Source organism: Fodinibius salinus, from assembly GCF_008124865.1.
Taxonomy (GTDB): domain Bacteria; phylum Bacteroidota; class Rhodothermia; order Balneolales; family Balneolaceae; genus Fodinibius; species Fodinibius salinus.
This window is the reverse complement of record NZ_VNHY01000003.1, coordinates 1-12,313: the sequence shown is the minus strand read 5'-3', so window position 1 is coordinate 12,313 and position 12,313 is coordinate 1. Positions and strand designations below refer to the sequence as shown.

The window sequence follows — 12,313 nt, the reverse complement described above, 5'->3', positions numbered from 1 at the left end:
TATTTGAATAAATCACATATTAAATTCACAGTTTAATCGTTATATTTATACAGACTTTGATTAAAATTAACCAATCAATTACAAGACTGCAGGAGGCGTTAAACAATTATGAGTAAGTCAAAAGATTTTACTTTAGGCTTAATTTCCGGAGCTGTTGTCGGATCAGCTATTGCATTATTATATGCTCCAGACAAGGGCAGTAACACCCGTGACGTACTTTCATACCGTCTTAGCAATTATATGGATGAACTTAGCCATTTGATTGATAAGCTGTCGGATGAAAAGGAAGCTATTTCTGAAGCCAAAAAACAAGGCAATTTGGTAGTAGAAGATGCACGTGATCGTGCAGAAAATTTGATTAACGAGGCCGAAGACCTGTTGAACAATATTGAAGATACAAAAACCGATGGCGCTGATGATACCGAGGGAACTGCCTAATAATCTAGTTATACATTTTTAATTAGTTAAAAGGAGATCTTTTCAGATCTCCTTTTTTATTTATCCCCCTAAAGCTATTAGAATATACTAAAAGAAAAAAAGGCACTCGACTTTAAGCCGAGTGCCTTTTTTATAGTTACCAATCAGAATATCAGACGATCAGGATTCATCCTCCTCAACATCTGCTTCTGTTGCAGAGACTTCCTCTTCTTCACCTTCACCATTGGGTTCTCCAGCTCCGCTGAGCTCGTTAAACACTTTGGCTACTTCCTGCTCGTCCTCATCCAGTTCTTCTTTCTTGCCAACAATCAGATCATCGTATTTTCGCAGTCCGGTACCCGCAGGTACTTTATGACCGACAATCACATTTTCTTTAAGACCTTTCAATAGATCCTTCTTGGCTTCAATAGAAGCCTGAGTAAGAACCTTTGTGGTCTCCTGGAATGAAGCAGCAGACAACCAGCTTTCAGTAGAGAGAGCCGCACGTGTAATACCAAGCAGTATCGGCTTCGAAATAGCCGGCTCAGCTTCACGCGTTTCAATCTCTTCTTCACCTTCTCTGATAAGCTCGTTATTGATCTCCCGAACTTCTCGGCGATCCAGAATACTACCTTGCTTGAGATCGCTACCACCAGTTTCAGTGACAACGTACTTACCGATAAGCTCATCATTCTTATTATTAAGCTCAAATCGATCTACTTTATCTCCTTCAAGATACATCGTATCTCCGGAATGAGTCACTTCTACCTTCTGCATCATCGTACGAACGATAGTCTCGATGTGCTTATCATTAATTTTCACACCCTGCAGTCGATAAACCTCCTGAATTTCATTCACGAGATATGATTGTACCGCATATGGACCGAGAATATTCAGAATCTCTTCAGCCGGGATAGTTCCGTCAGAAAGTTGTTCACCCGCTTCCACATAATCATTTTCCTGCACAAGGATGTGCTTGGAAAGTGATATGAGGTACGTTTTTTCTGTTTTACCGTCTTTACTTTCAACAATAACTTCCTGCTTACCGCGCTTGCGACCACCCATACTGACGATACCGTCAATTTCTGATACTGCAGCAGGATCATTCGGTGAACGAGCCTCAAATAGCTCAGTTACACGCGGCAGACCGGCTGTAATATCCTTTGACTGTCCGGTAGTACGTGGAATCTTGGCCAGCACCTGCCCGGCAGAAACATCCTCACCGTCATCCACCACAATGTGAGTGTCAACGGGTAGCGTCTTTTCACGAACGCGATCATCACTGCCTTTAACCATTAAAGTAGGTACCAGCGAACGATCTTTGGAGTCAATTACTACCTTCTCACGGTGACCGGTTTGTGTGTCAGTTTCTTCAGAGAAGGTGATATCTTCCATGATATCCTTGTACTCAATAGTCCCATCAATTTCCGCATAAATATTTGCATTATACGGATCCCATGTACAGATCGGCATATCTTCGAGGAGTTCATCCCCCTCTTCAATAAGCAGCTCTGAACCATAGGGAATATTGTAGGTTGTAAGTACTTTACCTTCTTCATCAACAATCTTGACTTCACCAGCTCGGCTCAATACAACATCATGAATCTCTTCACCGTCATCATATTCGACAACGCGGATGTTTTCGAACTCAGCCGTACCTTCGAATTTTGCCTTATGCTGCGACTCTGACTCCATTCGTGAAGCTGTACCACCTACGTGGAAAGTTCGTAGCGTCAGCTGTGTACCGGGTTCACCAATTGATTGGGCCGCAATAACACCCACGGCTTCACCAACCTGAACCATTGTTCCCCGTGAAAGATCCCGACCGTAACATTTAGAGCATACCCCTTGTTCACTTTCGCAAGTCAGTACCGATCGAATCTCTACCTCTTCGATAGAGGTTTCAGCTATACTTTTCGCTACTTGCTCATCAATCATCTGATTTGCTTCACAGAGAAGCTCATCGTCAATAGGATCATAAATATCATGCAGCGAAACGCGGCCAAGAATTCGATCTTCAAGGCTCTCAATAACATCTTCGTTATCCTTGAGCGCTTTCATCTTAATACCGCGCAGCGTTCCACAATCTTTTTCGTTGATGATGATATCTTGCGATACATCCACAAGGCGACGTGTTAAGTAACCGGCATCAGCAGTTTTAAGTGCGGTATCAGCCAGACCTTTTCGTGCACCGTGCGTAGAAATAAAGTATTCAAGTACTGTTAGGCCTTCCCGGAATGATGACAAAATAGGATTTTCGATAACCTCATTACCTTCCTGCATAGAACTTTTCTGAGGCTTAGCCATCAGTCCACGCATTCCACCGAGCTGACGAATCTGCTCTTTAGAACCACGAGCTCCGGAATCGGCCATCATAAATACCGGATTAAATCCTTCTCTGTCTTCCGTTAATGATTCAAACAACGACTCTGACACGCGGTTAGTAGTGCTTGTCCACTTGTCAATAACCTGGTTGTACCGCTCGTTGTCGGTAATGAAACCCATCTCATAACGGTCAGTAATTTCACTAACCTCATCCTGAGCATTTTGGATGAGCTCTTTTTTCTCATCAGGAATTACAATGTCTTCGAGACTGAACGATAATCCACCAGTCGTTGCCTGATTAAAACCAAGACGCTTCATCTCATCAAGAAATTCGGCAGTACGAGCAGTACCCACTTCATAATGAATATCACCAATAAGTGAACGCAGCTCTTTTTTACCTAAGGTTCTATTGACATACTCTATACCTTCGGGTAGAATCTTGTTAAAGATTACACGTCCCGTCGTTGATTTCACAATTTCATATCCTTCATTCCCATCTTCATCAGTAACCGGAATGCGAATATTAATTTTGGCATGTAGATCCAAGCGATCTCGATCATAGGCAATAAGAACCTCATCGAGATTAGCGAACGTTTTACCTTCGCCACGCTGATCATTGGCCATCTTGGTTAGGTAGTAAATACCCAGAACCATGTCCTGCGAAGGAACGGCAATAGGTCCACCGTTGGCAGGACTTAAAATATTGTGCGAGCCCAACATCAATACTGATGCTTCAAGAATGGCATCATGACTCAATGGTAAGTGTACAGCCATCTGGTCACCGTCAAAGTCAGCATTAAATGCCGTACATGACAGCGGGTGAAGCTGCACAGCTTTCTCTTCAATAAGTACCGGTTGGTAAGCCTGAATACCGAGCCTGTGCAATGTCGGTGCACGATTTAACAGAATGGGATGCCCTTCAATAACATTTTCCAGCACTTCCCAAACCACTTTGTCTCGGCGATCTACTACTTTCTTTGCCGATTTTACAGTCTTCACATATCCGCGCTCAATCAATCGTCGGATGATAAATGGCTTATAAAGCTCAACCGCCATTTCTTTCGGCAGACCACATTGATGCATCTTCAGATCAGGACCGACAACAATTACAGAACGGCCGGAATAATCTACACGTTTACCAAGCAAGTTCTGTCGGAATCGACCGCTCTTCCCTTTAAGCATATCGCTTAGAGACTTAAGAGGTCGATTGTTGTTGCGTACCGCATTCGATTTTCTGGAGTTATCATACAGCGAATCTACCGCTTCCTGCAACATCCGTTTTTCATTGCGCAGGATTACGTCCGGCGCCTTAATATCAACCAGACGTTTCAATCGGTTATTTCGGATGATAACCCGTCGATATAAGTCATTAAGATCAGAAGTTGCAAATCGACCACCTTCCAGAGGTACAAGCGGACGAAGCTCCGGAGGTATCACCGGAATTACACTTTGTATCATCCACTCGGGACGATTTTCGGTATGCTGATTTGCTGCCCGAAATGATTCGATAACCTGCAGACGCTTCAGCTTCTTCTTTTTCCGCATCTGAGAAGTCTCATTCCGTGCTTCATACCGCAAGCGGTACGCCAGCTCATCCAGATCCTGCGTTTCAAGCAGCTCATAGATAGCTTCAGCTCCTTCTTTAGCACGGAACTTCTCTTTGTTATCATCTTCCATCTCCCACTGATCTTCAGGCAACTGCTCCTGAATGTCGTAATACTCTTCTTCGGAGATCAGGTCACCTTTCTTATAACCGAGATCGCGGGCTACTCCCGGATTCATTACTACATAGGTCTCATAGTAAACAATCTTCTCAAGATTTTTGGAAGAATACCCCAGCAAATAAGCAAGTTTGTTGGGCAACGATTTGAAGTACCAGATATGTACCACAGGTACGGTAAGCGAAATGTGACCCATTCGCTCTCGTCGAACTGCTTTTCTGGTTACTTCAACGCCACAACGGTCACAAATAATACCCTTATAGCGAATTCGTTTATATTTACCGCAATGGCATTCATAATCTTTTACCGGCCCAAAAATCTTCTCACAGAACAGGCCGTCCATTTCGGGTTTGAAAGTACGATAGTTGATTGTTTCGGGAGTCAAGACTTCGCCGTGCGATCGCGAGAGAATAGTCTCAGGCGACGACAGGGAAATTCCAATTTTATCGAAGTCTTTCGAAACTGTTAATGTATTAGTAGTCGGCAAGGAAATACCTCCGGGTTGACTTTATTTAACAGTATAAATTCTGTTATTCAAATTAATCAATGTGAATGTCGAGTCCGAGTCCCATCATTTCGCGCAGCAGTACCTTAAAGGACTCGGGAACATCTCCTTCGGGCAGATTTTCACCTTTTACAATGGCCTCATATACGCGCGATCGACCTTTCACATCATCACTTTTAACAGTAAGCATCTCTTTAAGGATATTTGAAGCACCATACGCATACAGTGCCCAAACCTCCATCTCACCGAGACGCTGTCCGCCAAATTGAGCCTTACCGCCCAGCGGCTGCTGGGTAATAAGCGAATAAGGACCAATAGATCGTGCATGCATCTTGTCTTCAATCAGGTGGTTAAGCTTAAGCATGTAAATATACCCAACCGTAGATTTCTGATCCATCGGTTGGCCGGTTCGGCCGTCATACAATGTTACACGTCCATCTCTGGGCAATCCGGCTTCTTCCATCTTGTCTTTTACCTGCTCTTCGGATGCGCCATCAAATATTGGGGATGCAAACTTAACACCCAATTCTTTGGCTGCCCAACCGAGAATGGTCTCATAAATTTGACCAAGGTTCATTCGTGAAGGTACACCCAGTGGGTTCAAACAAATATCAACGGGAGTACCGTCTTCCATATACGGCATATCTTCAACGGGTACAACTTTTGCAATCACACCTTTATTACCGTGCCGTCCGGAAAGTTTGTCACCTACCTGAAGCTTGCGCTTTTTGGCAACATAAACTTTTGCTTTCTGGATAATGCCCGGCGGTAGATCGTCTCCTACCTGAATCTGATACTTACGGCGCTTAGCCTCAGTATCAATTTCTCGGCGTAACTTTCGATAGTTTTCAAAGAGCAGTCGTACATGTTCTACCAGTTCATCATCGGTAGCCCAGTCAATATTTTCATTAATATTAACGGGATCCAATTCTTGAAAATCGGACTTGCGATATTTTTGTCCTTTCGGAATAAGCTCAACACCGCTAAAGTCATACACACCAGGCGACGTTTTATCTCTGAGCAGAGTATAAAGGTTATCCACCATTTCTTCGTTGAGCTCTTCAACCTTCTCGGCATGACGTTCATTTTCAAGCTCAACCTGTTTCTTCTCCTCTTTTCGGGAGATCTGCTCATCACGCTTGCGGCTAAAGAGTTTGGTATCAATAACTGTACCTGATACCCCAGGTGGAACTTTAAGCGAAGCATCTTTCACATCTCCAGCCTTATCTCCAAAAATAGCTCGCAGGAGTTTTTCTTCCGGCGTGGGATCGGTTTCACCTTTTGGGGTAATTTTACCGACCAATATATCACCGGGATTAATCTTCGCACCAGTTCGGATAATACCTTGTTCATCAAGATCTTTTGTAGAATCTTCACTCACATTCGGAATTTCACGCGTCAATTCTTCTTCACCGCGCTTGGTATCCCGAACTTCTTGTTCAAATTCTTCAATATGGATAGAGGTGTAAATATCATCCTGAACAATGCGTTCACTTACTACAATTGCATCCTCAAAGTTATATCCTCTCCACGGAACAAAACCAACAAGTAGATTACGTCCCAAGGCAAGTTCTCCCTGATCGGTTGCACACCCATCAGCCAGTGTTTGACCTTTTTTAACCTCGTCACCTACTTCTACAATAGGTGTCTGGTTGATGGTCGTATCCTGATTTGTTCGCTCAAACTTGGAAAGATTGAACTTGCGGATGCCATCATCAAAATAGCAATTCTGCTCCATTTCGGAGCGATCATACTTCACATGAATTTCCTCGGCACTTACATAGACCACTTCCCCATCTTCTTCGGCAGTGATAATAGCGCGGGAATCTTTAGCCGCACGGTGCTCGAGACCTGTTCCAACAACGGGCGCTTCGGGACGAAGCAGTGGTACTGCCTGACGCTGCATGTTTGCTCCCATAAGCGCACGGTTGGCATCATTATGTTCCATAAACGGAATAAGTGCTGCTGCAACTGATGCAATCTGATTGGTAGAGACATCCATATATCCAACCTCATCAGGAGAAGCCATCTGGTAATTTCCGTCTCGGAAACGAGAGAAAACGTTATCATTCTTAAACGCACCACTTTTATCCAACGGAGCATTTGCCTGTGCAATGACCGTTTCATCTTCCTGCTCGGCAGAAAGATATTCAATATCATCAGATACCTCCCCGTCTTCGACTTGGCGATACGGTGTTTCAATAAATCCAAAGTCATTTACTTTCGCGTGTACACAAAGCGAAGTAATTAGTCCAATATTAGGACCTTCTGGCGTTTCAATTGGACATAAACGTCCATAGTGCGTGTAGTGAACATCACGAACTTCAAAGCCTGCTCGTTCACGAGTTAATCCACCGGGTCCCAGTGCAGACATCCGACGCTTATGCGTAAGTGTTGCAATAGGATTGGTCTGATCCATAAACTGCGACAGCTGATTCGTACCAAAGAATGTGTTAATCACAGAAGAGATGGTACGCGCATTGACTAAGTCCTGAGGTGTCAGCTGTTCAGCATCACGCGAGTTCATTCGTTCTTTGATCGTACGAGACATCCGAGCCAATCCAATAGAAAACTGTTGACCCAGTTGTTCACCAATAGTTCGAACACGACGATTACTCAAGTGATCAATATCATCCACCTGAGCCTTCATGTTCTTTAATCTGATAACCTCTTCGATAATGGCAACGATATCCTCCTTAACCAAGTAGCGGATATCCATATCGACATCAACCTTCAACCGCTTGTTAAGACGATATCGACCCACTTCGCCGAGATCATATTTCTTGTCGCTAAAAAACAATCGCTCCAGCACTTGTCGTGCTGTTTCAGCGTCCGGCATTTCACCGGTTCGAATTTGCTTGTAAATTTCTCCAAGTGCCGACTCTTCGTCATGTGTAGGATCTTTGCGGATAGTATTCATAAACACATCCCGCTCAGAATCTTCCGGCTCCATGGTTTGGATGCGTACCTTTTCTACGTCGGCCTCTTTGAGCTTGCCGTAATCATCTTCTTCAAGCTCATGGTCAATTTCGAGTAGTGTCTCGCGGCTCGTTGCTTCAGTTACTTCGCCGGTATCTTCATCAACTACTTCTTCCACCTGCTCAGTTACAATATCGACCGCTAATCGTTCACCAACCAGCTCTTTCTTAAACTGTTTCTTGCTTTCAATTTCAACAACTTCGGATTGGCCAAACAGATTAAACAACTCCTCATCTGTGGAATATCCCAATGCTCTGAGAAGAGTTGTAAATGGAACCTTCTTTTTACGATCAATATATGCCCACAGCACATCACGGATATCTGTAGAAAACTCAATCCAAGAACCTTTAAACGGAATTACACGGGCATTGTAAAGCTGCGTCCCGTTGGGGTGTTCATTGGTTCCAAAGAAAGCACCGGGCGAACGATGCAGCTGACTTACAATTACGCGTTCTGAACCATTAATGATAAAACTACCCTTGGATGTCATCCACGGGAGATCGCCCAAAAATACTTCCTGTTCAATAGTTTCGGTTGTTTCATCGTCATCATCAACAGCCGACAACCGAATTTTTGCTTTGAGCGGTACGGCATACGAGAGTCCACGCTCTTGGCATTCCTTCATGCTATATTTAGGCGTATCTACGCTATAATGCATGAATTCCAGGATATGGGTTTCCCGCGAATCCTGAATAGGAAAATTATCGTTAAAAATCTTTTGCAGTCCCTGATTTTTACGATCTTCAGGAGCTACATCCAGCTGGGTAAACTGCTCAAATGAATCAAGCTGAACGCCCAGAAAATCTGGATAGTCCAATACATGTTCAGTACTTGCAAAAGATAAGCGGTCGGTGAAAGGAATTTTTTTCATTTTACTCTGTTTACTCAAAAGAACCTCTCCATTAAAATTAAGTTGATGTTGATGAGCCGAATTTGCCGCTTCGGTTACACTTTATAATAAGTGTATTACTAGCATGCAAATAGACGCCAATAGCCAATACCGTCAAATACGATATTGGCTAAGGCAAAATATATGTTAGGAGGCTTAAATTACTTAAGCTCAACCTCTGCACCGGCATCCTCAAGCTGAGACTTGAGATCTTCGGCTTCTTCTTTTGCAACACCTTCTTTAATAGGATTAGGTGCATTATCCACCAATTCTTTAGCCTCTTTGAGGCCAAGGCCGGTGATTCCACGAACTTCCTTAATAACGGCAATCTTTTTGTCGCCGGGACCATTCAGAACAACATCAAATTCTGTTTGTTCTTCCTCGTCACCGCCTTCTCCGCCACCAGCAGCAACTACTGCGCCACCTGTTGCGGGTTCGATACCGTATTCTTCTTCAAGAAAATCAGCAAGTTCGTTTGCTTCTTTTACAGTTAAATTGACTAGTTCTTCAGCTATTTCTTTAACGTCAGCCATTTGTTTATTCTCCGATTGATCTTTGAATTGAAAATTCGTTGTGTTGTTGATTTAATTATTCGTCGCCTTCTTCAGCGATGGTTTCAAGAGCTCCGGCAATATTTCTACCGGGAGCTTGAACTGCATTAACCACATTAGAAACAGGACCAAGTAATAGACCTGCAATATCTCCAATAACTTCGCTCTTGGATTTCATTGCGGCCAAAGTTTCAAGCTCATCTTCACCGTAATAATCACCGTCGATGACAGCAGCTTTGAACTTGGGCTTTTCTGTTTCTTCAAATAGTTTTTTAATCACTTTCGCAGGTGCAGCAAGCTCTTCTTCTACAAAGGCAAAGCCATTTTGGTTGGCCAGATGGGGATATAAATCCTCATATCCGCCTACTTCGTCCATGGCTCGTTTTACTAGGGTATTTTTATACACCTTGTATTTAATATTGCCTTCAAAGAATTCACCACGCATATTGTTGACTTCTTTTACAGACATACCCGCATAGTTGGTGATATAAACAGCACCGGAACTATTTAGGTCTTCTGTAATTTGTTCAACAGTTTCCTTCTTTTCTGCTAATGTTGCCATTATATGGTTCTATAATTTTATCGTTATGCAGACATGATCGATGAACGACTTAATGGAATACTCGGGCCCATTGTTGAACTCATAAACGCGCTTCGTATATATAATCCTTTAGCGGAAGCGGGTCGGAGTCGCATGACCGTTTTGAAAAATTCCATTGCATTCTCACGAAGCTCTCTGGGATCAAAACTTATACGTCCGATTGATGCGTGCAGAATTCCGTAGTCATCTACACGAAAATCAATCTTACCAGATTTCGCTTCATCAATTGCATCAGCAACGTCGTTTGTAACTGTACCACTTTTAGGATTGGGCATAAGTCCGCGCGGACCCAAAATGCGTCCGAGCTTACCAATTTGTCCCATTACATCCGGAGTGGCAATAACTACATCAACGTCTGTCCATCCATCTTCAATTTTCTCGATATACTCGTCAAGGCCCACATGATCTGCTCCTGCCTCTTCGGCTTCTTCTTGCTTTGCTTCACTGACCAGTGCTAATACACGCACTTCTTTACCTGTGCCATGTGGCAAGGTAACAGAACCGCGCACCATTTGGTCGGCATGTCGGGGATCTACTCCCAAACGCAAATCCAGGTCAACGGATTCATCAAAGCTAGCCGTAGAGGTTTTCTCCACAAGATCACAAGCTTCTTCCAGAGTATATTCCAACTCAGGATCGATGAGCTTTGCGGCCTCTTGGTACTTTTTTCCTCGTTGTGACATAAATTAATTTACCTTCTATTTATCTCTTTGTACACGCAGCCCCATACTTCGGGCAGTTCCTGCAATCATCTCAGCAGCGTTCTCTACCTCAAAAGCGTTAAGATCCTGCATTTTCTGTTCTGCTATCTCCTTGCACTGGGTCCAGGTAACGTCGCCAACCTTGGTACGGTTGGGTTCTCCGGAACCTGTATCAATGCCAGCAGCTTGTTTTAGCAGTACTGCAGCAGGCGGAGTCTTAGTTATGAAATCGAAAGACTTATCCTGATAAACCGTGATTTCAACCGGAATAATAGTACCGGCATCTTCTTGGGTCTTAGCATTAAAAGCCTTACAAAACTCCATAATATTTATTCCAGCCTGCCCTAAAGCAGGTCCAACGGGTGGGGCAGGGTTTGCCTGTCCGCCCCGAATCTGGAGCTTAAGTACTTGATCTACTTCTTTTGCCATTTTAATTAGTAATTGTACTTATGTTTATTTGCCGCGTAATAGCTCACTTTTGCATCAAGTGATTATATAATAGTGGTCAAGTTGCAGGTTCTACCTGGTTCACACCAACTTCAACCGGGGTCTTTCGACCGAAAATACTTACCAGAACTCGTAATTTTAATTTATCTGCGTTTACTTCTTGTACGGTTCCGTCAAAATCTTTAAAAGGTCCGTCAATAACTTCAACAACATCTCCCTCATCGTACGGGATTTCAATCTTACCTCCCTGCTCCATAGCGTCATCATCACCTTCTACCCGGCCGAGAATACGATCAACCTCAGCTTTACGCAATGGCTTGGGAGCATGCTGTTTCTTTCCAGTTTTCAAAAAACCAATCGTTGAAGGAGCCCCCTGGATAAGATTATTGACTTCTTCATCATAAATTGTCTTCAACAAAATATAGCCTGGGAAAAAATTCTTTTCGCGTGTTTTCTTTTTCCCCGATCGTATTTCAACGACTGTTTCAGTGGGGATCAAAACTTCAATGATCTTATCTTCCAGTCCTTGCATCTCAATCTCACGATCCAGATATCGCTTTACTTTCTTTTCGTGGCTGGAAAACACACGAACGACATACCATTTATGTTGTTCCTCTTTTGTCATTGATATATGGCCTCTAATACCGTGCTATAAACTTGATCTATCACAAAAATGAATGCGGACAATAAAACCGTAAATACAACAACAACAATCGTATAATCGATCAATTCTTGCTGATCCGGCCAAGAGACTTTTTTCATCTCTTTGCGTATGTCCTGTATGTATTCCTTAATCTTATCCATGAATTACAATTCGGTTCAATACTTGCACGGGTGGAAGGACTCGAACCCACAACCTTCGGTTTTGGAGACCACTGCTCTGCCAATTGAGCTACACCCGTAAATTAACTTGTGCAGTTTCCAGATCAGCAAGAAATCCAGCTGCTATTTCTTTTCACTGCCCTACTCCCGAACCAGTCGGGAAGCTACACCCAAAGATGCGAGAAGAACAGACCAAATTTCCAGCCTACTCCTCCCAACAATCATTAGATTATCGCTACAAGGCGATACTATCTTAGAAGTTTAATCTATAATTTCAGTTACAACGCCGGCCCCAACTGTGCGGCCGCCTTCGCGAATCGCAAACCGCAGCCCTTCTTCCATGGCTACCGGTTGG

At 43.5% G+C, this 12,313-nt stretch carries 10 protein-coding genes and 1 tRNA gene; 1 reads left to right on the top strand and 10 read right to left on the bottom strand.

Annotation, left to right across the window (positions count from 1 at the left end):
* Positions 1-108: 108 nt before the first annotated feature.
* Complete coding sequence (locus LX73_RS09205; RefSeq protein WP_148899216.1) at positions 109-438, top strand: YtxH domain-containing protein; 330 nt, start codon at positions 109-111, stop codon at positions 436-438.
* Between the two features lie 159 nt (positions 439-597).
* On the opposite strand, the gene rpoC is transcribed toward LX73_RS09205, so the two are convergent.
* The 10 genes from rpoC to LX73_RS09155 all read right to left on the bottom strand — a co-directional run.
* Positions 598-4,950, bottom strand: coding sequence for a DNA-directed RNA polymerase subunit beta' (rpoC, locus tag LX73_RS09200; protein ID WP_148899215.1), 4,353 nt, complete (start codon positions 4,948-4,950; stop codon positions 598-600).
* A 52-nt stretch (positions 4,951-5,002) separates the two neighbouring features.
* Positions 5,003-8,818 (bottom strand): DNA-directed RNA polymerase subunit beta, encoded by a 3,816-nt coding sequence (gene rpoB / locus LX73_RS09195; protein ID WP_148899214.1) that lies wholly within the window; start codon positions 8,816-8,818, stop codon positions 5,003-5,005.
* Positions 8,819-8,997: 179 nt separating this feature from the next.
* Positions 8,998-9,369 carry a 50S ribosomal protein L7/L12 gene (rplL, locus tag LX73_RS09190; RefSeq protein WP_148899213.1) on the bottom strand — a complete coding sequence of 124 codons (372 nt, stop codon included), beginning with the start codon at positions 9,367-9,369 and terminating at the stop codon, positions 8,998-9,000.
* A 55-nt stretch (positions 9,370-9,424) separates the two neighbouring features.
* Positions 9,425-9,949: a 50S ribosomal protein L10 gene (rplJ, locus tag LX73_RS09185; RefSeq protein ID WP_148899212.1), complete on the bottom strand. Its 525-nt coding sequence runs from the start codon at positions 9,947-9,949 to the stop codon at positions 9,425-9,427.
* A 23-nt stretch (positions 9,950-9,972) separates the two neighbouring features.
* Positions 9,973-10,671, bottom strand: a complete 699-nt coding sequence (gene rplA, locus LX73_RS09180) for a 50S ribosomal protein L1 (protein WP_148899211.1) — start codon at positions 10,669-10,671, stop codon at positions 9,973-9,975.
* 15 nt (positions 10,672-10,686) lie between these two features.
* A complete protein-coding gene (gene rplK, locus LX73_RS09175; RefSeq protein WP_148899210.1) occupies positions 10,687-11,118 on the bottom strand; it encodes a 50S ribosomal protein L11 in 432 nt (143 codons plus the stop codon).
* Between the two features lie 76 nt (positions 11,119-11,194).
* On the bottom strand, positions 11,195-11,761 hold the full coding sequence (nusG, locus tag LX73_RS09170) for a transcription termination/antitermination protein NusG (protein ID WP_148899209.1): 567 nt from the start codon (positions 11,759-11,761) through the stop codon (positions 11,195-11,197).
* Complete coding sequence (gene secE, locus LX73_RS09165; RefSeq protein WP_148899208.1) at positions 11,758-11,940, bottom strand: preprotein translocase subunit SecE; 183 nt, start codon at positions 11,938-11,940, stop codon at positions 11,758-11,760. Before secE ends, nusG begins: the two co-directional genes overlap by 4 nt.
* 25 nt (positions 11,941-11,965) lie before the next feature.
* Positions 11,966-12,038 (bottom strand) — tRNA-Trp (locus LX73_RS09160).
* A gap of 181 nt (positions 12,039-12,219) precedes the next feature.
* On the bottom strand, positions 12,220-12,313 hold a 94-nt coding region (locus tag LX73_RS09155; RefSeq protein ID WP_148899207.1), incomplete at its 5' end, for an EF-Tu C-terminal domain-related protein.